Source organism: Maribellus luteus (assembly GCF_003576475.1).
Taxonomy (GTDB): Bacteria; Bacteroidota; Bacteroidia; order Bacteroidales; family Prolixibacteraceae; genus Draconibacterium; species Draconibacterium luteum.
Genome location: NZ_QWGR01000003.1, coordinates 40,160 through 60,022, shown reverse-complemented (window position 1 = coordinate 60,022; position 19,863 = coordinate 40,160). Strand labels below are relative to the sequence as shown.

The window sequence follows — 19,863 nt, the reverse complement described above, 5'->3', positions numbered from 1 at the left end:
GGCATGAAGAAAACATTTGAGCAATTAAAAGTAGCAAAGTCGATACTGAAATCGTTGGACGACATCGGTTTTACAACGCCAACACCGATTCAGGAACATGCTATTCCTAAAATAAATTCGGGGGTAAATATTGTGGGTGTGGCTCAAACCGGTACCGGGAAAACGGCTGCTTACCTGCTGCCTCTTTTAACGCGCTTAAGAAAGCCCGAAGGAACCGACCCCCGGGTGTTGATAGTGGTTCCTACCCGCGAATTGTCCATTCAGGTGGGAGAAGATATTGAAGAACTGACTTCCTATTCAGAACTGCGGCATGCCGCTATATTTGGCGGAATAGGGTGGACAAAACATGCGGCCTTACTTGAACCGGGAGTTGATATCCTGGTGGCAACCCCGGGCCGGTTGATGGATTTGTACAAGGTGGGAGCCTTGAAACTGAACAAGGTGAAATACCTGGTTATCGACGAAGCCGACCGGATGCTGGATATGGGTTTTATGCCGCAATTACGTCAGTTGCAGGAGGTCATTCCGGCCAAGCGGCAGAATCTTCTTTTCTCTGCAACTTTTTCTGAACCCATTGAAAAGCTTGCTGCCGAATTTTTGGATCATTACGATAAGCTGGAGATGGCACCATCGGCCACACCTGTGGAGCTGGTAACGCAAAAAGCATACAACGTTCCCAACTACAGGACCAAGCTGAACCTGATAAAGCATTTACTGGAAGACGAAGAGAAATTTACCCGTGTCGTCATTTTTGTGAAGACCAAGGAACATGCGGAGGGAGTATTTCGGGTGATCGAAAGAAAAGCAGAAGGGGAGAAGCGTATTCTTCATTCCAACAAAGCACAGAACTCACGGATCAACTCCATTCAGGCATTTAAAAACGGTGAAGTCAGGATACTGATTACCACCGATGTTTCGGCACGCGGAATGGATGTAAGCCAGGTGAGTCATGTAATCAATTTTGATTTACCGAATGACTACGACGACTACATTCACCGAATTGGCCGTACAGCCAGGGCGGGAAATAAAGGAGATGCTATAACATTGATCGATCCGTCAGATGAATGGCACTGGGATAAAATCCAGAAATTGATTCGTACCCATGTTGAATTGCTGCCCCTTCCGGAAGAGGTGGAAATTCTGGAAACTGAATTTGGAGAGAACCAGCAACAGCTTAAGGAAATTGACAGGCAGCGAAAAATAGACGATCCTACGTTTCAAGGGGCCTTTCATCAGAAGAAAAGACATAAGAGTTTGAAACGCTCTTATGACGACAAGTTTTCGAGAACAAAAGCGCGACAGAAGAGAAAGAAAAGAAAATAAGTTGTTGGTTGACAGCAATAAAAAAGGGAAGCATCGCTTCCCTTTTTTGTATATTGCATTGATCGAGTTTTATCGCTCAGCTCTTCTTCTTGATGAATAGTTGATGTTCAATGCAGCCGACTTACGCAATTCCTGCTTAACATCGTTCACAATACCCATCTTCGTATTTTCATCAATTTTCAGAGACGTGACAATCATCGGACGTTCTGCTTCCACTCTTGCTTCACGTTCAGCAATTACATAATCCTGAACTTCACTTACATCAGCAAACTGATCGTTCAACTGAATACGTGGTGCTTTTCCAAATGTTTTCTGAAACTGAGGTTGAGGTTCTCCAATGTAGATGTAACTTACCAAAGATTTCTTTTCCAGTTTGCTCAATTCGGTAGCTTCCGGAAGGCGCATCTTTACTTTTAAAGTTACTTCACGCATTGTAGTACTAACCATAAAGAAGAATAAAAGCATGAACACGATATCCGGCAAAGAAGCCGTCGAAATTGGAGGAAGTTCCTTCCCGCCATCTTTTCTAAATTTACTCATCTCTTATTCTTTTTAGATTTTTCCTTTAGGTTCAGCTTCTGAGATCTTCTGCGGGTAAATCTCCCGAACAGCGCCTTGTTGTTCACTGTCAAGATTACTGTAAGGTTTTCCCCACTTTCTCATTGCTAACTCGTCTCTTAACTCATTAATGGCAGCAACCAGCTCGTTTTGTACAGCGAGATACGTTCCGTATTGGGTATCAAGGTCATTTCGCAGAGAAATAACTCCTTTGGTTACCATTACTTCACCGAAGTAAGGTATTTCCTTTGGTTCTTTCTCGGGCAAGTTCACATCGTCAAATGGATTTTCCATAAACTCTTTTGCCCTTTCGCGAAGATTGTCAATACGTTCGTAGTCTCCTTCTACCAACAAGTCGTTGTTTTTATTTACCAGAACTACAAAGATGTTACGTTCGTTAATATCGTTTTCATCTTCCTGTTCTTTATCGACCCATTGCGGAAGTCTCCTTCGAAGACCGCTGTCAACGTCCATCGTGGTTGTTACCAGGAAAAAGATCAGCAACATGAATGCGATATCTGCCAGCGAGGCAGACGGTATTTCCGGCATTTTTCTAGACATAACTTTTCCTGTTTTTAATTACCACGAAACTGATTACTTAATTAAACGCATTACTGAAGATGATGCAACTGAAACAATCGCCAATCCGATTAGAATATAAGTTGCATACAATCCAGTATCTACCAATTTAGACACACTCTCATTCAAGGTTCCGTCGGTAATAAATTTATCTACGCCCGGGAACTGAGGAATCTCAGGTGAGGCCAGTAAATATGCTACCAAGAAAACGGCGCCAAGAAATACGAGAGAGATTATACCATTTTTAGCTGCTTTTTTATCGGTGAACATGTGTAGCAGAGATGAAATAACTGCTACTCCAGCCCCGAAAGCTAAAAGTATGTAAGCCCATACCAAGTTGGAATTTACCCAACTATTCATTGCAGGATCAGTGTCAACTTCCTCGTTAATGTTTACCATCAACGAAACGACAAGTATTGCTGAAACAATGAGTAGAGCCCACAGTACTATCGTAACTATTTTTCCTGTTTTACCCATTTTTCAATACTCCTTATTATTTTTTCATGTTATGTTTTACCAAAAGGTCAAGCAACGAAATGGAAGCATCTTCCATGTTATTGATGATGCTATCGATTTTAGCTACACAGTAGTTGTAGAAAATCTGAAGAATGATAGCAACAATAAGACCTGTTACAGTGGTGATCAACGCGATTTTGATACCGTTAGCAACCAATGAGGGAGAAATGTCCCCGGCAACTTCGATAGCGTCGAATGCACTAATCATACCGATTACTGTACCCATGAAACCTAACATAGGAGCAAGAGCAATAAACAATGCGATCCAGCTCAAACCTTTTTCCAAAAGACCGGCCTGAACACTTCCGTAAGAAATTACGGTTTTTTCTACTACATCGATACCGTGATCGAAGCGGTCAAGACCTTGGTAGAAAATACTTGCAACAGGTCCGCGAGTGTTACGGCAAACATCTTTTGCAGCTTCAACACCACCATTTTCCAAAGCTTCTTCAACTTTAGCCAATAATTTTTTAGTGTTGCTGGTAGCCAGGTTCAAGTAAAGAACTCTTTCAATTGCGAAAGCCAATCCAAGGATCAATGTGATCAAAACGAAAGACATGAAAGTTGGACCACCTTCGATAAATTTTTGTTTCAATTGACTGTGTAATGATTTTCCTTCTTCAGCCGCAGCTGCCGCTTGTTCTTCCTGATCGACAGTCTGATCTACCTGTTGGGCAGTTGCTTCTGGTGTAGCAGCTGGTTCATCCTGAGCAAGCGCTACGTTTGATGCCATAAAAAACAGCATCCCAAATACGGCTATTAACGCGAATAGTCTTTTCATAATTGATTTGAATTTTTAATTAATAATCTCTTTTGATTTTTATTTGCTTTGATTTTGAATTTAATAACTGTCCCTCACTACAAAAAATGTGCCCGGTGTTTTGCCAACCTCCTGCACATTTCAAGAACTTTTTCTCCCTTCAGCGGAGAGAGGGGGATTCGAACCCCCGGTACCGTTTCGCGGTACACACGCTTTCCAGGCGTGCCAGTTCAGCCACTCCTGCACCTCTCCAGTATTTATCACTGGTCTCCCCAAAAATGAGGGCTGCAAATTAATAAAAAATTGTGAAAAAAAAAGTTCGCTATTCACTAATTTCCCCTCTCATACTCTTATTGAGATACATTTTAATTTCATCGTGTTTCAAGTCTTGTCCCAACAGAAACATGAGCTTGGTAATTGCCGCTTCTGTTGTCATATCTTTTCCTGAAATGACCCCCCCGTTTAAAAGCTCCAAACTGGTCTGATATTGTCCCATTACAACTCTTCCTCCTTCACACTGCGTGATGTTTAAAACAATGATTCCCCGCTTGATAGCCCGTTTAATGCTGTTGATCAGCCAACGGGAGGTGGGCACATTGCCCGAGCCAAATGTTTCCAGAACAACACCTTTTAACCCGGGAGTCTCCAATACCGAATTCAAAACGTTCTGGTTGATCCCCGGAAATATTTTTAAGATAACCACATTATCGTCAAAGTTGGTACTTACCTTTAATATCCCTCTGTTTTCAGGATGATAAATAAATTCGTTGCTGTACTTGATGTCAATTCCGGCTACGGCCAGTTCCGGGTAATTAACCGAGCGGAAAGCACTAAAAAGCTCAGCATCGCGTTTTACAGTGCGGTTCCCCCTGTATAGTTTGAAATCAAAATAGATGCAAACTTCGGGCACCGTGCTGACTCCGTCGTGTTTGGCGGCTGCAATTTCCACCGCAGTTATCAGGTTTTCCTTTCCATCGGTACGTATCATTCCGATCGGCAATTGCGAGCCGGTAAGAATGATGGGCTTGTCCAGGTTTTCGAACATGAAACTCAGGGCCGAAGCAGTGTACGCCATTGTATCGGTTCCGTGGAGTACCACAAAACCATCGTATTGGCTGTAGTAACGTTCGATTGTTTTGGCAATTTTAATCCAGACCACCGGATTCATATTGGATGAATCCAATGCCGGATTGAAGGTTACCGTTTTAATAATGAAATCGAATTTTTTCAGCTCCGGAACTACTTCCTGGATTTTTTCAAAACGCACGGGTACCAGTGTTCCGTTTTGCGGATGTTGAACCATCCCGATGGTTCCACCGGTATAAATAATCAGAATGGATGTTTTTTTCTCTGTTCCGTTGTTCATTACAGTCCTAAAAATCGGCCTGCAAGTTATTAAATTTCAAATAATCCACGCGCATTTGTTGTGGTTATTTCAGCCACCCTTGTAACAGAGATGTTGTATATCTCGGCCAGCTTTTGTGCGATATAAACAAGGTAGGAACTTTCGTTACGTTTTCCGCGCTTGGGAACAGGTGCCAGGTAGGGCGCATCGGTTTCGAGTAAGAGATTGTCAACTTTTACCGAACTGACCACTTCTTCCAGGTTGCTGTTCTTAAAAGTAAGAACGCCGCCAATTCCCAAAAAGAATCCCAGGTCGACTACTTTTTGTGCTTCAGCCGCCGAGCCAGAGAAGCAATGAAAGGTGCCTCTCAAACTACCATCCTGTTCTTCTTTTACAATTTGGTAGGTTTCTTCAAAAGAATTCCTGACATGAATAACAATGGGAAGATTGTGACTTTTGGCCAGCCTTATCTGGTGGCGGAAAGCATCTTTTTGCTCGTCGATAAATTTTCTTTCCCAGTAAAGATCGATGCCGATTTCGCCAATGCCATAAAACTTGCGTTTGTTCAGCCAGTATTCAACCGCTTCAAGTTCTTCTTTGTAATCTTCATCAACCGAAGTGGGGTGAAGGCCGATTAACGGATAGCAAAGGTGGGGGTATGCATCCGATAGGTCCAGCATGTGTTTTATTGAGCCGGAATCAATATTCGGCAGAATGATCTTTTTGATCCCATTGTCGTAGGCTCTTTGGAGTGCCTCGTCACGATCGTGTATGAATTCCTCCGAATAAATATGAGAATGTGTGTCAATCAGCATTTTGAGCAAATTTCGACAAATGTAAAAAAGTGTTTTGTGACGTCGGCTATTTCAACATTATCTATAATTTAAATTTAACGATGAGTACATTTTGGCTTAATAACCCATAAAAAAGAAAATCCGCAGATTTCTGCGGATTTTCCAGGTATATAATAATGGTATGCTTACACAACTCCGTGTGCCATCATAGCCTCGGCAACTTTTACGAAACCGCCCACGTTGGCTCCCTTAATGTAATCTACTTTGTGGCCGTTGAGCCCGTAGTTTACACAGGTGTCGTGAATGTTTTTCATAATGTCCTTTAAGCGAAGGTCCACTTCTTCGGCGGGCCAGTTAATACGCATGCTGTTTTGCGACATTTCCAAACCGGAAACTGCAACTCCACCGGCGTTTACTGCTTTCCCCGGTGCGTAATGGCAGTGTTCCGACAAGTATTCTGCCGCTTCAGCTGTTGAACCCATGTTGGAAACTTCGGCCAACATAGTACAGCCGTTTTTAACCAGCGATTTGGCATCGTTCAGGTCCACTTCGTTTTCTGTGGCACAAGGCATAGCAATATTAACCGGAACTTCCCACGGACGTTTACCCGCAAAAAACTCTGCACCAAATTCTTTGGCATAGGGTTCTACTATGTCGTTGTTGCTGGCACGCAGTTCAAGCAGGTAATCTACTTTGTCGCCGCTGATGCCTTCTTTGTCGTAGATGTATCCATCAGGACCTGAAATGGTTACGACCTTTCCTCCTAGTTGGTTGATTTTTGAGATGGCTCCCCAGGCTACGTTTCCAAACCCGGAAACGGCAACTGTTTGTCCTTCAATATCCTGTCCCAGGCGGTGCAACATATGCTGTGCAAAGTAAACCGCTCCAAAACCGGTAGCTTCCGGACGGATTAAACTACCGCCCCAGGCAAGTCCTTTCCCCGTTAGAACGCCAGTGAATTCGTTTTTCAGCCTTTTGTACTGGCCAAACAGATAACCGATCTCGCGACCACCAACGCCAATGTCACCTGCGGGAACATCGGTATTCGGGCCAATGTGACGGTAAAGTTCGTTCATGAATGACTGGCAAAAGCGCATGATTTCGCCATCGGTTTTTCCTTTGGGACTGAAATCAGATCCGCCTTTTCCTCCTCCCATCGGGAGTGTGGTCAAGCTGTTTTTGAAGGTTTGTTCAAAACCTAAAAATTTCAGGATGCTCAGTGTTACACTGGCATGGAAGCGAAGACCTCCTTTGTACGGGCCCAGTGCGGAGTTAAATTCTACACGGTAACCACGGTTAATCTGAACTTCGCCACGGTCATCAACCCACGGAACACGGAACATAATTACACGTTCCGGCTCACACATGCGTTCAAGGATTTTTGCTTTTTGATAACGCGGATTTTTCTCGTAAAAATCCCAAACTGAACCGATTACTTCTTCAACTGCCTGGTGAAACTCGTTTTCGCCGGGAGTTCTTCTTGTCAAATTCTCAATGAATTCATTTATGTCTGCTCTCATAACGACCTTAATTATCGGAAGTCACTTTTCTTTTTTGATTCGAAACCTTGAATTCCGAAGTTAAAACTAAGTTGTATTGTAAGCACTTTTATGTGCTTAGCAATCGATTTTGTTTAATTTATTAACGGACTAAAGGTAGAGAACTTCTGAAGTAAAAAGCAATCTTTTGAATAAGATCGGCAGGTTTTTAATTTACTGAAAGTCAATTAATTGCATTTGTCGAAAAGATGTTAAATAACACTGTCTGACGATTGTCAGTATTTTGGGAGCTGTTAAAAGTGAAATCCGTTGCATTTTAAAACAGGCTAAAACTGTTTTTCACGGAATTTTTCCTGAAGCGAATAAAAAAAAGCCCTTCCTGAAAAAGGAAGAGCTTTTAATATGTAGTATGAATATCGTTTTTTACATCATGCCACCCATGCCGCCCATTCCGGGAGCGCCCATCGGAGCTGGTGCGTCTTCTTTGATATCAACGATAACTGTTTCTGTAGTCAGGAACATACCGGCGATAGAAGCAGCATTTTCAAGTGCAACACGCGTTACTTTGGCCGGGTCGATAACGCCAGTTTCCAAAAGATTCTGGTATTGGTCGATGCGTGCGTTGTATCCATAGTCAGCTGTACCTTCTTTTACTTTTTGTACTACTACGGCGCCTTCTTTACCTGCATTGGCTACAATCTGACGAAGTGGCTCTTCGATAGCACGTTTGATGATTTCGATACCAGTAGTTTCGTCATCATTGTCGCCGGTTAAATTAGCCAGTGCTTCAATGGCACGGATGTAAGCAACACCACCGCCAGGAACAATTCCTTCTTCAACTGCTGCACGTGTAGCGTGAAGTGCGTCATCTACGCGGTCTTTCTTTTCTTTCATTTCCACTTCAGAAGCGGCACCAACATAGATTACTGCAACACCACCAGCCAGTTTTGCCAAACGTTCCTGTAGTTTTTCCTTGTCGTAATCAGAAGTGGTGTTTTCCATCTGAGTTTTGATTTGTGCAACGCGGGCAGAAATAGCTTCCTGAGAGCCTGCACCATTAACTACAGTTGTATTTTCTTTGTCAACGATAATTTTTTCTGCCTGGCCCAGCATATCAATAGTGGCTTGTTCCAGTTTCATACCTTTTTCTTCGGTAATTACTGTACCACCGGTAAGGATTGCGATGTCTTCGAGCATTTCTTTTCTGCGGTCGCCAAAGCCCGGAGCTTTAACGGCACATACTTTTAATGAACCACGCAAGCGGTTTACAACCAAAGTAGCAAGCGCTTCGCCGTCCACATCTTCAGCAATGATCATCAACGGGCGACCCGTTTGAGCAGTGGCTTCCAATACAGGAAGAAGATCTTTCATGGTGCTGACCTTTTTATCGTGGATCAGGATGAAAGCATTGTCCAGTTCTGCTGCCATTTTCTCGGCATCCGTTACAAAATAGGGAGAGATGTAACCACGGTCGAATTGCATACCTTCCACTACGTCAACGTAAGTGTCGGTTCCTTTTGCTTCTTCAATGGTAATAACACCTTCTTTGTTTACTTTTTGCATGGCTTCTGCAATCAGTGCGCCGATTACTCCGTCGTTGTTGGCAGAAATTTTAGCAACTGATTCGATTTTCTTGTAGTCGTCGCCAATGGTCTGTGCCTGATCTGCAATGCTCTGAACAACCGCTTCAACTGCTTTGTCGATACCGCGTTTCAGATCCATTGGGTTGGCACCTGCAGTTACGTTTTTCAGACCTACGTTTACGATCGACTGAGCCAATACGGTTGCAGTAGTAGTTCCGTCACCTGCATCGTCGCCGGTTTTAGAGGCTACTTCTTTTACCATTTGTGCACCCAGGTTTTCGTAGGCGTCTTTCAGCTCAATTTCTTTGGCAACCGTTACGCCGTCTTTTGTAATCTGCGGAGCACCAAATTTTTTCTCAATTACAACATTGCGACCTTTAGGACCAAGTGTTACTTTCACTGCATTTGCCAACTGGTCAACACCGCTTTTCAGCAGGTCGCGGGCCTCAATATTAAATTTAATTTCTTTAGCCATCTTTTATCTGTTTTTTGTTTTGATTAATTAATGTATAAAACGTCGTTTTGAGACATCAATAAATAATCAGTACCGTCAATGTTTAGTTCGGTTCCCGAATATTTACCGTAGAAAACAACATCGCCGGCTTTCAGTTCCATTGGTTCGTCTTTTTTGTCAGCACCTACCAATACAACTGAACCCACTTGTGGTTTTTCTTTTGCTGAATCAGGAATGATAATTCCGCTGGACGTTTTTGTTTCAGCTTCCTGTGGCTTTACAAGAATTTTGCCAGCCAGGATTCTACCTTTTAGTTCTGCCATTGTAATAAGAATTTATTTATTAAACATTTTTTTAATTCGACACGGTTTCCGTAGCACATTCTGTGCCAAGGGTCCTTTCCGGAGGCTTAGCGGATATTTCTGGACAAAATTGCACCAGCCTGGTTCTTGTTGAAAGACGGATTTTGTTTAAGTAGTTGTAATATAGTGCTTTATTGGTTTGTCAGATTATCTGACAGCCTGACAGAAACCAAGCCAAAAACAAACGATTGTTTGGCGCTCGGCGAGGATAGTACTTCAATAAAGGAAATGTTTAAATGAATGAACAAATTAAGAGAACCGGTGTTTCAGTACGAAAGTTTTGGTTGGCGGAATCTAGCCGTTGTTTTCACCAAAAATTTCCACTAACGAGTGTTCATTTAAAATTCACGATATGTCAAATTTAGCTGACCGTCGTGATAAACCAGAGATAGAACAATTCAGGGATATTCATTTGTCGGAATTGTGTTCATTGTTGAAGTTGTATGAGTCGCAGGAATTGGTCTGTTTGTTCAATCGGGCAGATGGAAAAATTATCTGCATGGTTGACGCTGCTGCATCTGAAGGTATTCTGGATGGTAAAGGAGGTAGCTTCAATAACTTAATCGAAGTTGACAAACCCGCACTACAGAATGTATGGACCGATTTGCAGCGTTTGCGAAAAGAGTCGAAAGTTAAACCCAATGGACGGAGATCAACAGGGAGACAGGTGATGTTGGTTTTTGATACCATGCTTGAGTCAATGAAAAAGGAAGAAGTCAGTGATTTCAGAATGACGCTGAAAGATTTCTACTCCCGCATCCTGTCGCTTGTTGGTACGTTCAACGGAAAAGTATTAAACAGTGGCTCTGAACGTTTTTATGTTGTTTTTGAATTTGCAGATGAAGCGCTACAGTGTTCAGTTCTATTGAAAGAAAGATTTTACGCGCTGTTAAATAAAAAACTGCATTCGAAGGTCTTTTTAAGAATGGGGCTAAGTACGGTGGCAAAAGTTTCTTCTGGCAATGGGGAAAGCAAATCAGCAACCAGGCGCAGTGAGCGGCTTTGCCATGTTGCCCGGGAAAAAGTGTTGCTGAGTTCGGACTTCAGGGAGTTAACTCAGTCAGAAGGTTCATGGATAGAAATAGATGCAGCTGTTTTTGACGTGTTAAGTGCCGAGGATGAGCAATTTGTAAACATGTTGCTCGACTGCGTGGAGAAAAAGTGGCAGGACGAATCTTTCCTGGTCGATGATTTTTCGAAACAATTGAGCTGGAGTAAGTCTCAAATTTACCGGAAAATGATTGCGTTATTGGGACTGTCACCCAATAACTTTATCCGGGAATACCGTTTAGGAAAATCCATCGATCTTTTGAATCAGCAGGAATCGAATATTGCCGAAATTGCCTTTGAATCAGGATTTAGCAGTCCTTCGTACTTTACCAAATGTTTTCAGGTCAGGTTTGGAATAACGCCTTCTGATTATCTGCAAATTGTAAATTCTGAATTCTCAAAATGAAATAAAAGACATTTTGGTCTAAAATTGCTTTTTCCTGAATCAAATTTGACATTTGCGTGTAGGTTGTGTGCCTTAAATTTGCTAAAACTCGATGTTTTGAAACTTTTCGGTTTCGTCTTTTTGCGGTCCCGGAATAGTAGAAACAAAGAGAAAGCTGACCGTAAATAAGAACTACTCAGATTGATCGGCCGCGATTAGAGCGACTAAGGCAGACAAGGTTTGAAGCTCCTGACGAGCCAGGGTAAATGTGTGTAATTTATGTTATTTGAACCTCAAAGGATATTCCATGAAAACAAAAAGAGCTTTTTCGATGCTTCTTATGTTGCAAAAATTGGGTCGATCACTTATTTGAGACTTTTATTCAACAACCCGGAGCCTGGCTTTTGGCTGTTTTTACGCTCTCGGTTTAGCCGGTTTCCCGAAACATACCAACTTAAAATATCGTAAACAAAATGCCTGACAATACGACGAAACTGCATAGACTGGAAACAATTATTATAAAAGCTAAAGCCATGAAAATCTTAAATTTACTTTGGGTGGGGGTATTACTTTTGTTCACCATCTCTTGCGACGAAGCTGAAACAAATATCGAAACCGATGCAGAACTTCTGGTTGAAGTTCCGTTAGATGCCTGGCAGATGGAGGAGGCGCTGGTTGCCAAAAGTACTGCTGCTGAAACCTACATGTTCAGGGGAAATGCTTCTTTTTGCCTGGCGAACAAAGACAATCTGGTTAATTGTCCGGGGGCGGTGTTGGGAGTTGCTCCGGGGAGCGGGGCACAGCTGATATTTAACGGACTGGAAGGTGCGAACGAGATTCAGTCGCTCACCATTGTTTGGGGATATGCCGCAGTGGGGAGTCTGGATGTTCACATGCAGGAGCCGGTGGTGTTGCTTGCTGAGGGACGGTCGTTAACAGCAACTGAATTTAGTCTTGATTTGGATGACTTTCTACAGCCGGTGATTCAAAAGATGGACAGTAATCCCAGAACTCTCATCTTTATTAGTGTTTACGGGTACTCCAATTTCGAAGTAACCGTTCATGCCGATTTGAAGGTTCCCGTAGTGGTGGAATCCGATCTTTCTTCGCCAAGGTTCACTTTGTAATAGCTGTTTGTACAAAGACAAAACAAAAAAGCCACCTGAAAATCAAGTGGCTAAATATTTTTTGTTGTTATTCTTCGAATGTAAACAGTAATAAAACTGTTAGATTGAATCCGGAGGAGTAGTTGGGAAAGTTGGAACCTGTGTGGGGTCCGCAATATTCTCGATTTGTTGTTGAACACGCGACTGTTCAGCTTCTACTTGCTCACGCGGAATAAAACCGGCACCAACAACCGACAAAAACAACAAGGCTGCTGCCAGTACCCAGGTACCTTTTTCAAGAAAATCCGTTGTTTTACGAACACCCATCACCTGGCCTGTAGACTGGAAGTTACTGGCCAAGCCACCTCCTTTTGAGTTTTGCACCAAAACAATCATCACCAAAAGGATACAAACGATAAACAGTAAAACTGTGATAAAAGTATACATCTTCTTACGTATTATTCTTTATTACTTCAATTTCTTTAATTCGGCTTGCAAAGTAAACACTTTTTTCCGGAAATTTCAAACTTAATTTTTCAAAGGATTCAATCGCTTTTGTATAATTTTTTTGTTGAAAATAGATATTGGCCAATGTCTCGGTAATTAATTCATCGTTTTCGCTTACTGATTTATCCATAATGTCCTTGGCTACAGCTAATTCAGGAGGTTGAGGGCGGTGGTTTGGACGGGAGAAACTGCTCGGGCCTGAATTCAGAAAACGATCAATAAGAGAATTGCCCTGAACTTCGACAGAAGCTGTGTTCTCCAACTTGTACAGAAAAGCCGAATCGGTTGAAACTTCAAGGGGCTGAAAGCAAATCTCGTTATTCAGGAATTTATACAACTGTTTGCGATCGGGAACCATTACCGCCACTTTTTTCAAAACTTCTTCAAATTGAGGTGAGTCAATTTTTTTCAGGTTTTTGAGATAGAGCATCCAACCAGCTTGGAACCACGGAAATTCATCGGTAAGAATCCGCAGCTGCTCCAGTGATTCGCGGTTGAGCAAGGCGCTGTTGTGTAAGTATTTGGTGAATTGTTCCCGTTTCATACTTACCAGTTTGCAATGGTGGCGTTAAAAATGTCTTCGGTTAACTTATCGATGATCTGTTCCGTTAGGTCGTCTTCTACGGAGCTGATGGGCTGGTTGCTGTCAAAATCTTCGTAGGCTGTAAAGTTCTGCTCAAAATTATCAGCCGGAACTTTGCTGTTGGTGTACTTTAGTTTAATGGAGATGGTAAGCCTGGTTTGAGACGAAAAGTCATCTTTTTGCACCGCCATCGGGCGAAATTCGTAACCCGTTATCTGGCCTTCAAACTCAATATCTCCCCCTTCCGATAGTTCGTGGAGTGAAGTCTGACGTTGCATTTTTTCTCTCAGCTTCTCGGTAAAGTTCTGTGCCAGTGTTGGGTTTACCAGTCTCGCGCGGTTGGGGAAATAGTAAACCGTAAATGTTTTTACTTCCGGAGAAAGGTTGGCTCCGGTAAACGAGTAACTTACTTTACACGAGGGAGCGAGTCCTCCAACGATGAAAGCCAAAATGATGACGGCAAATATTTTTTTCAGCATAGATTATCCCTTAATATCGTATTCCTTAATTTTCCGGTAAAGCGTACGTTCTGAAATTCCCAATTCCTGCGCGGCGTATTTGCGTTTGCCGCGGTGTTTTTCCAACGCTTTCTGAATAAGCTCAATTTCTTTGTCAGCCAAAGAAAGCGATTCTTCCACAAATTCTTCCGTATCCTGGATATGTTCTTTCTCTACATGCGAAATATGAATGGGGCTGGTTACCGGTTCTTTTGCCGAAAAGCCAATATCTTCAGAGTCGTACAGGTTGCGGATTATCTGTGCCTGATCGCCGGAAAGCGTTCCCTCGCGGTTTTGCATCAGGTCGAGTACCAGCTTTTTCAGGTCGGTCATGTCTTTTTTCATATCAAAAAGGACCTTGTACAAAATTTCCCTTTCGTTGGCAAACGATCTGCTATCTTCAGCACGCGAAAAAATAGCCGGCAAGTTTTTGCTGCCTGTAAAAGGAAGGTATTCCTGCAGAACTTCAGCGTTTATTTCGCGTTCCTGCTCAATAATTGAGATTTGCTCGGTTACGTTTTTTAGTTGACGGATGTTGCCGGGCCACCGAAAGTTCATCAGCGCCGAGCGGGCGTCTTCTGTTAACCTTACCGGGGGCATTCTGTATTTTTCTGCAAAGTCGCGGGCAAATTTCCGAAACAGCAGGTTTACATCATCGGGTCTTTCGCGTAACGGAAGAATGGCGATGGGCACTGTGTTCAGACGATAGTACAGGTCTTCGCGAAATTTTCCTTCTTCAATGGCTTGGGGAATATTAACATTGGTAGCCGCAATTACGCGAACATTGGTTTTTATTACCTGCGACGAACCTACTTTGATAAATTCCCCGGTTTCCAGAACCCGAAGAAGGCGAACCTGTGTCGACAAAGGAAGCTCCCCGATTTCATCCAGAAAAATGGTGCCGCCGTCAGCTTCCTGAAAATACCCTTTGCGGTCGGCCAATGCACCTGTAAAAGCGCCTTTCTCGTGCCCAAAAAGTTCGGAGTCGATGGTTCCCTCGGGAATGGCACCACAGTTTACTGCTATGTATTTCCCGTGTTTACGGCTCGAATACTGATGAATGATTTGCGGAAAAATTTCTTTACCTACACCACTCTCTCCGGTAATAAGTACCGACAAATCGGTGGGCGCAACCTGCACCGCTACTTCTATCGCACGGTTCAGGCCCGGTGAGTTGCCTATAATTTCGAATCGCTGTTTAATTGTCTGTATATCCATGTCTATACACTTTCTTCTTTAAGCCTGAAAACAAAAGAAGTTTAATATTCTGTTTCAGGTTGCCTTTTTGCCCGGTATTTATACCTGCGCAAAGTTCAACGCGCAAAATTACAATTTTTTACCGGCAATGACTGTTGGTTACTGACAATTAAGAATTTTTAGCCTTTATTGATTTTAAGCTTCGGTTCAAAAGCTCCAATTCCTGTATTGAATATTATCTTTGCGCTATCAAATTGATAGAGATTTATTAAAATGAACTTCGTTGGAATAATACCTGCCCGCTACCAGTCAACCCGTTTCCCCGGCAAACCTTTGGTGATGATCAAGGATAAACCCATGATTCAGTGGGTGTACGAAAATGCCGCTAAAGCATTGGACCTGGTGTGTGTGGCAACGGATGACGACCGTATTTTTGAGGCTGTTGAAAACTTTGGAGGCAAAGCTGTGAAAACTCTTTCTACGCATCAGAGCGGAACCGACAGGTGTGCCGAGGCGGCTCGTATTTTGGCAGCTGACCATTCGTTTGATGTGGTGATCAATATTCAGGGCGATGAGCCTTTTATTCAATCGGAACAAATTGCCTTGCTGAAAGAGTGCTTTGTCGATGATGTACAGATAGCGACACTCGTGAAAAAAATCGATTCCACGGAAGAGTTGTTTAATCCGAACAGGCCAAAGGCCGTTTTGGATGCGCAGAGCAATGCCTTGTATTTTAGTAGGTCAGCTATTCCGCACATGCGGGGAGCGGAAACTGGGGAGTGGATAAAAAAACACGATTTCTGGGCGCACATTGGCATGTATGCTTTCCGGGCTGAAGTGTTGCAGCAAATCACTCAGCTGGAGCAGGGAAAGCTGGAACTTACCGAGTCGCTGGAGCAATTGAGATGGCTTGAAAACGGCTACCGGATTAAAACTGCAGAGACCCATTCGCAGTCGATAGGTATTGATACTCCGGAAGATTTGCAGGCAGCTCTTAGTTTATTTTAACAGGAGGTGATCCAAAAGGGCATGAAAATTGTTACCTTTGAAAAGAAGCAAAAACAATTGGAACAATGAAGTATTTTCTACTTATCATATTTACACTGTTTGTTTACATCAATGCTTCTGCGCAAAATTTTGCGAATTCTTCGGTAAAAGGAAAAGAGCAGGTGGAATCGGAGTTAAAAGTATATCCGAATCCCTGTAAAAATAACAAAGTAACGCTCGAGTTGCAGTCAAAAGAAATATCAGAAGTTCATTTTATAAACATTACCGGAAAGGAAGTAATGAAAGAGGTTTACGATTTTCCTGTACAAAAAAGTACGATTCTGCTGCATCAACTTCCTAACGGGATTTACATTTTGCGGATTATGACTTCTGACAATCAGGTTCTCACCAAAAAGTTGATGGTTTCTAAAAACTAAACAACCGAAAGTTAATCAACATCGGTTTTTCATCCTTACATTTTTTGTAATCTCCCGGAAAACATTGCGTTGTTTGTCCTTACGGAGTTTGTGTAGAATTTTATTGTGCAAACAGTAATAAATCGCCACATTCGTAGTCTTATTCTTCAGATTATTATAGAATAGAGACAGATCGTGTTTCCGGCAACTTTTATAGGGAATGCCAGCAGAGAACACAGTTTAGTGCATTAACTCGAACGTCATAAGAACTATACCTTACATATTTCGAAGATTCAAAATTTCATAATATGAGAAAAAAAACTGCATTGATTGTTTTGACGGTGCTCATGTCAGTCCTGATTTCGTGTGCACCAAAAGAAAAGTACCAGGAAGGTAATAGCTACCATGGATTTACCCTGGTTGAAAAGAAATTTGTAAACGAGGTGAATGCCGAATGTTTGCTTTTTAAACACGACAAAAGCGGCGCCCGTTTACTGAAAGTTGCAGCCAACGACCCGAACAAGCTGTTTAATATTGCTTTTAAAACAGTGCCGGAGAACGACTGCGGAACTCCACACATCATGGAGCATTCGGTGCTGAACGGATCCAAAAATTTCCCGGTGAAAAGTCCGTTTGATGTATTGGTGAAAGGTTCGCTCAATACTTTCCTGAACGCAATGACTGGCTCTGACATTACCACTTACCCGGTAGCCAGCATGAACAACAAGGATTACTTCAACCTGATGCACGTGTATCTGGATGCGGTTCTGAATCCATTGATTTATGAAGATCCAAGGATTTTGGAACAGGAAGGCTGGCACCATGAACTGGAAAGTAAGGACGGTGATGTGGTTTACAAAGGCGTTGTTTACAACGAAATGAAAGGTGCCTATTCCAGCCCGAACCGTGAATTGGATTACCAGATCAATAAAATTCTTTTCCCTGATAACACTTACGGAGTATCTTCGGGCGGCTACCCAACCGAAATTCCTAAGTTGACTTACGAGGCGTTTATTGATTTTCACAAGAAATTCTATCATCCGGGGAACAGCTACATTTTGTTGTACGGCGATGCCGACCTGGATCAGGAACTGGCATTTATCGATTCGGAATACTTATCGAAATACGAGCTGTCGGATCAGACTGTAGAGATTCCGCTTCAAAAGCCTTTTGAGGCGATGAAAGAAGCAGAGAAAACCTACGCAGTTCCGGAAGGTGCGCCCACACAGGATCAAACATTTCTGAACCTGAGTTTTGTGGCCGGACAAAGTACCGACCGTGTCCTGTCAATGTCCTTTGATGTTTTAACCGATGCATTGGTGAATCACGAATCGGCTCCGGTAAGGCTGGCCCTTCAGGAAGCTGGGATTGGGCGCGATGTAAGAGCTTCGTTTAACGAGGCAAAACAAAATGTTTTTGAAATTACGGTGCAGAATGCCAACCCGGAAGATAAAGACAAGTTCCGGGAAATTGTATTCAGCGCGATGGAGAAAGCGGCAAACGAAGGATTTGATAAAACAATGGTGGAAGGAATCCTGAACCGGATGGAATTTAACATGAAAGAAGGGAACACTCCGCAAAAAGGTTTGATGTATTTGATGCAGAGTTACCAAACCTGGTTTTTTGCCGACGATCCTTTTGTTGGGCTTGAATTTAACGCACCGCTGGAGGAAACTAAAAAAGCCTTAACAACTGATTTGCTTGAAAATACTGTCAAACAATATTTGTTGGACAATCCGCATAGCTTGTTGATGGTACTGAAACCGGAACCGGGGCTTCAGGCCAAAATTAGCGCTGCTACCGAGGAAGAACTGAAAGCTTACAAGGCGAGTTTAACTGAAGAACAGATCGACGAATTGATCGGCGATACGCAAGCGCTGATTGAGTACCAGAAGAAAGAAGACACGCCGGAAGCACTGGCAAGTATCCCGATGCTGGAGCGCTCGGATATCAGCTCCGAAGTGGAATGGTTTGATGTGAAAAAACAGGAGGTGGCCGGTATTGATGTGGTACAATACGACGAATTCACCAACGACATTCTGTACAGTAATTTGTATTTTGACGTTCGGGTGTTGCCGGCAGAATTGATTTCTTATGCCAAGCTTTTGTCATCGGTTATGGGAAAACTGAATACCGAAAATTACAGTTTTGGCGACCTGGACAATGCACTGAATATAAACACCGGTGGTTTTAGCACCTATCTGACGACTTACCTGGAAGACCAGTCGAATGAAAATATTCTTCCCAAATTTGCTGTTTACTCAAAAGCGACCAGCGAAAAGGCCGGTAAAATGTTTGAGTTGGTAAACGAGGTGATCAATCATTCAAAGATTAATGATCCGGAGCGACTAAAAGAGCTTATTACAAGGCATCATGCCCGGGTGGATTCTGACATTAAAAACAATGGTTTGAATTATGCAATGACCCGCCTGACTTCCTATTATTCGAAATCGGGGATGTACAACGAAAAAACACAGGGGCTTGATTATTATCGTTTTGTTTCGGACCTGGCCGAGAACTTCGATGCAAAAAGTGATGAGATAATTGCAAATCTTGAAAAAACGGCTGCCCTGTTGTTTAGCAAAGAAAACCTGATTGCAACGATTACGTGCAGTGAAAAAGACTTTGCGGATTATTCGGCAGGATTGGAAAGCTTTGTGGCAGCAGTAAAAGAGGCGCCGCTTGAATGGCAGGACTGGGATTTCGACTACGAGAAAAAGAACGAAGGACTGGAGTCAGCATCAAAAGTGCAGTATGTTGTAAAAGGCTACGATTTCAAAAAGCTGGGCTACGAATACGACGGGAAAATGCGTGTTTTGAACCAGGTACTTTCTACCGACTGGCTGCAGAACCAGGTACGCGTAATTGGCGGCGCTTATGGAGGTTTTGCCGGTATCTCGCAAAGCGGAACTGTTTATTTTGCCTCGTACCGCGACCCGAATCTGAAGGAAACCATCGATACTTACGATAAAACTCCGGGCTACTTGGATGAGTTTGAAGCGGACGACAATACAATGACCCGCTACATTATCGGTACAATTTCGCGGATGGATGGCCCGAAAACGGCCTCTCAGAAAGGCAATCTTGCAATAGAATATTACTTCGAGAAAACGACACCTGAACAGTTAAAAGCCGAGCGCAAAGCCGTGTTGGCAACGACTGCTGACGACATTAAGGGAATGAAAAAACTGGTAGAAGATGTGTTGGCGCAGGATGCCATTTGTGTGTATGGCAACGAAGAGAAAGTAAAGGAAAATGCCGGTTTATTTGGATCGGTAGTGAGTTTGACGGAATAAGTTTCCTGTCAATTATAAAAAGAAAAAGGAATCCGGCAGGATTCCTTTTTCTTTTTGGTATAATGT

At 42.8% G+C, this 19,863-nt stretch carries 19 protein-coding genes and 1 tRNA gene; 6 read left to right on the top strand and 14 right to left on the bottom strand.

The features are described 5' to 3' along the window. The first annotated feature begins 3 nt into the window (after positions 1-3). Positions 4-1,323 (top strand): DEAD/DEAH box helicase, encoded by a 1,320-nt coding sequence (locus tag D1614_RS05855; RefSeq protein WP_119436978.1) that lies wholly within the window; start codon positions 4-6, stop codon positions 1,321-1,323. 69 nt (positions 1,324-1,392) lie between these two features. On the opposite strand, the gene D1614_RS05850 is transcribed toward D1614_RS05855, so the two are convergent. The 10 genes from D1614_RS05850 to D1614_RS05805 form a co-directional block, all read right to left on the bottom strand. Further along, the gene (locus tag D1614_RS05850) at positions 1,393-1,863 is read right to left on the bottom strand and encodes an ExbD/TolR family protein (protein WP_119436977.1); all 471 of its coding nucleotides are present in this window, start codon (positions 1,861-1,863) and stop codon (positions 1,393-1,395) included. Positions 1,864-1,875: 12 nt separating this feature from the next. Continuing rightward, a complete protein-coding gene (locus D1614_RS05845) occupies positions 1,876-2,442 on the bottom strand; it encodes an ExbD/TolR family protein (protein WP_119436976.1) in 567 nt (188 codons plus the stop codon). Positions 2,443-2,475: 33 nt separating this feature from the next. Next, complete coding sequence (locus D1614_RS05840; RefSeq protein ID WP_119436975.1) at positions 2,476-2,937, bottom strand: hypothetical protein; 462 nt, start codon at positions 2,935-2,937, stop codon at positions 2,476-2,478. A 16-nt stretch (positions 2,938-2,953) separates the two neighbouring features. Then, a complete protein-coding gene (locus tag D1614_RS05835; protein ID WP_119436974.1) occupies positions 2,954-3,757 on the bottom strand; it encodes a MotA/TolQ/ExbB proton channel family protein in 804 nt (267 codons plus the stop codon). Positions 3,758-3,900: 143 nt separating this feature from the next. Beyond that, positions 3,901-3,988, bottom strand: a tRNA-Ser gene (locus D1614_RS05830). Between the two features lie 70 nt (positions 3,989-4,058). Continuing rightward, the gene (locus tag D1614_RS05825; protein ID WP_119436973.1) at positions 4,059-5,102 is read right to left on the bottom strand and encodes an asparaginase; all 1,044 of its coding nucleotides are present in this window, start codon (positions 5,100-5,102) and stop codon (positions 4,059-4,061) included. Positions 5,103-5,131: 29 nt separating this feature from the next. Further along, entirely contained in the window at positions 5,132-5,896 is a 765-nt protein-coding gene (locus D1614_RS05820; RefSeq protein WP_119436972.1) for a TatD family hydrolase, read from the bottom strand. Positions 5,897-6,060: 164 nt separating this feature from the next. Further along, positions 6,061-7,395, bottom strand: coding sequence for an NADP-specific glutamate dehydrogenase (gdhA, locus tag D1614_RS05815; protein WP_119436971.1), 1,335 nt, complete (start codon positions 7,393-7,395; stop codon positions 6,061-6,063). 402 nt (positions 7,396-7,797) lie between these two features. Then, complete coding sequence (groL, locus tag D1614_RS05810; RefSeq protein ID WP_119436970.1) at positions 7,798-9,432, bottom strand: chaperonin GroEL; 1,635 nt, start codon at positions 9,430-9,432, stop codon at positions 7,798-7,800. Between the two features lie 23 nt (positions 9,433-9,455). Beyond that, positions 9,456-9,734, bottom strand: a complete 279-nt coding sequence (locus D1614_RS05805; protein ID WP_119436969.1) for a co-chaperone GroES — start codon at positions 9,732-9,734, stop codon at positions 9,456-9,458. A gap of 391 nt (positions 9,735-10,125) precedes the next feature. On the opposite strand from D1614_RS05805, the gene D1614_RS05800 reads away from it, so the two are divergent. Then, positions 10,126-11,229 carry an AraC family transcriptional regulator gene (locus D1614_RS05800; protein ID WP_119436968.1) on the top strand — a complete coding sequence of 368 codons (1,104 nt, stop codon included), beginning with the start codon at positions 10,126-10,128 and terminating at the stop codon, positions 11,227-11,229. Positions 11,230-11,741: 512 nt separating this feature from the next. Beyond that, the gene (locus tag D1614_RS05795) at positions 11,742-12,335 is read left to right on the top strand and encodes a hypothetical protein (RefSeq protein WP_147384042.1); all 594 of its coding nucleotides are present in this window, start codon (positions 11,742-11,744) and stop codon (positions 12,333-12,335) included. 99 nt (positions 12,336-12,434) lie between these two features. Here D1614_RS05795 and secG read toward each other — a convergent pair whose 3' ends face one another. From secG to D1614_RS05775, 4 genes are read right to left on the bottom strand one after another with little or no spacing between them, the layout of a single operon-like run. After that, positions 12,435-12,761, bottom strand: a complete 327-nt coding sequence (gene secG / locus D1614_RS05790) for a preprotein translocase subunit SecG (RefSeq protein ID WP_119436966.1) — start codon at positions 12,759-12,761, stop codon at positions 12,435-12,437. Positions 12,762-12,765: 4 nt separating this feature from the next. Beyond that, on the bottom strand, positions 12,766-13,365 hold the full coding sequence (locus D1614_RS05785; protein WP_119436965.1) for a tetratricopeptide repeat protein: 600 nt from the start codon (positions 13,363-13,365) through the stop codon (positions 12,766-12,768). A gap of 2 nt (positions 13,366-13,367) precedes the next feature. Beyond that, positions 13,368-13,883, bottom strand: coding sequence for an LPS assembly lipoprotein LptE (gene lptE / locus D1614_RS05780; protein WP_119436964.1), 516 nt, complete (start codon positions 13,881-13,883; stop codon positions 13,368-13,370). A 3-nt stretch (positions 13,884-13,886) separates the two neighbouring features. Next, the gene (locus tag D1614_RS05775; protein ID WP_119436963.1) at positions 13,887-15,119 is read right to left on the bottom strand and encodes a sigma-54 interaction domain-containing protein; all 1,233 of its coding nucleotides are present in this window, start codon (positions 15,117-15,119) and stop codon (positions 13,887-13,889) included. Between the two features lie 252 nt (positions 15,120-15,371). On the opposite strand from D1614_RS05775, the gene kdsB reads away from it, so the two are divergent. The 3 genes from kdsB to D1614_RS05760 all read left to right on the top strand — a co-directional run bounded on the left by kdsB (position 15,372) and on the right by D1614_RS05760 (position 19,797). Continuing rightward, on the top strand, positions 15,372-16,106 hold the full coding sequence (kdsB, locus tag D1614_RS05770; RefSeq protein WP_119436962.1) for a 3-deoxy-manno-octulosonate cytidylyltransferase: 735 nt from the start codon (positions 15,372-15,374) through the stop codon (positions 16,104-16,106). Between the two features lie 65 nt (positions 16,107-16,171). Further along, positions 16,172-16,522: a T9SS type A sorting domain-containing protein gene (locus tag D1614_RS05765; protein ID WP_119436961.1), complete on the top strand. Its 351-nt coding sequence runs from the start codon at positions 16,172-16,174 to the stop codon at positions 16,520-16,522. A 287-nt stretch (positions 16,523-16,809) separates the two neighbouring features. Further along, positions 16,810-19,797, top strand: coding sequence for an insulinase family protein (locus D1614_RS05760; protein WP_119436960.1), 2,988 nt, complete (start codon positions 16,810-16,812; stop codon positions 19,795-19,797). Positions 19,798-19,863: the final 66 nt, after the last annotated feature.

What these genes read in the sequence shown, in the direction of transcription:
- D1614_RS05855 (WP_119436978.1), top strand. Translation starts at nt 4, where the DNA reads ATGAAGAAAACATTTGAGCAATTAAAAGTAGCAAAGTCGATACTGAAA.
- D1614_RS05850 (WP_119436977.1), bottom strand. Translation starts at nt 1,863, where the DNA reads ATGAGTAAATTTAGAAAAGATGGCGGGAAGGAACTTCCTCCAATTTCG.
- D1614_RS05845 (WP_119436976.1), bottom strand. Translation starts at nt 2,442, where the DNA reads ATGTCTAGAAAAATGCCGGAAATACCGTCTGCCTCGCTGGCAGATATC.
- D1614_RS05840 (WP_119436975.1), bottom strand. Translation starts at nt 2,937, where the DNA reads ATGGGTAAAACAGGAAAAATAGTTACGATAGTACTGTGGGCTCTACTC.
- D1614_RS05835 (WP_119436974.1), bottom strand. Translation starts at nt 3,757, where the DNA reads ATGAAAAGACTATTCGCGTTAATAGCCGTATTTGGGATGCTGTTTTTT.
- D1614_RS05825 (WP_119436973.1), bottom strand. Translation starts at nt 5,102, where the DNA reads ATGAACAACGGAACAGAGAAAAAAACATCCATTCTGATTATTTATACC.
- D1614_RS05820 (WP_119436972.1), bottom strand. Translation starts at nt 5,896, where the DNA reads ATGCTGATTGACACACATTCTCATATTTATTCGGAGGAATTCATACAC.
- gdhA (WP_119436971.1), bottom strand. Translation starts at nt 7,395, where the DNA reads ATGAGAGCAGACATAAATGAATTCATTGAGAATTTGACAAGAAGAACT.
- groL (WP_119436970.1), bottom strand. Translation starts at nt 9,432, where the DNA reads ATGGCTAAAGAAATTAAATTTAATATTGAGGCCCGCGACCTGCTGAAA.
- D1614_RS05805 (WP_119436969.1), bottom strand. Translation starts at nt 9,734, where the DNA reads ATGGCAGAACTAAAAGGTAGAATCCTGGCTGGCAAAATTCTTGTAAAG.
- D1614_RS05800 (WP_119436968.1), top strand. Translation starts at nt 10,126, where the DNA reads ATGTCAAATTTAGCTGACCGTCGTGATAAACCAGAGATAGAACAATTC.
- D1614_RS05795 (WP_147384042.1), top strand. Translation starts at nt 11,742, where the DNA reads ATGAAAATCTTAAATTTACTTTGGGTGGGGGTATTACTTTTGTTCACC.
- secG (WP_119436966.1), bottom strand. Translation starts at nt 12,761, where the DNA reads ATGTATACTTTTATCACAGTTTTACTGTTTATCGTTTGTATCCTTTTG.
- D1614_RS05785 (WP_119436965.1), bottom strand. Translation starts at nt 13,365, where the DNA reads ATGAAACGGGAACAATTCACCAAATACTTACACAACAGCGCCTTGCTC.
- lptE (WP_119436964.1), bottom strand. Translation starts at nt 13,883, where the DNA reads ATGCTGAAAAAAATATTTGCCGTCATCATTTTGGCTTTCATCGTTGGA.
- D1614_RS05775 (WP_119436963.1), bottom strand. Translation starts at nt 15,119, where the DNA reads ATGGATATACAGACAATTAAACAGCGATTCGAAATTATAGGCAACTCA.
- kdsB (WP_119436962.1), top strand. Translation starts at nt 15,372, where the DNA reads ATGAACTTCGTTGGAATAATACCTGCCCGCTACCAGTCAACCCGTTTC.
- D1614_RS05765 (WP_119436961.1), top strand. Translation starts at nt 16,172, where the DNA reads ATGAAGTATTTTCTACTTATCATATTTACACTGTTTGTTTACATCAAT.
- D1614_RS05760 (WP_119436960.1), top strand. Translation starts at nt 16,810, where the DNA reads ATGAGAAAAAAAACTGCATTGATTGTTTTGACGGTGCTCATGTCAGTC.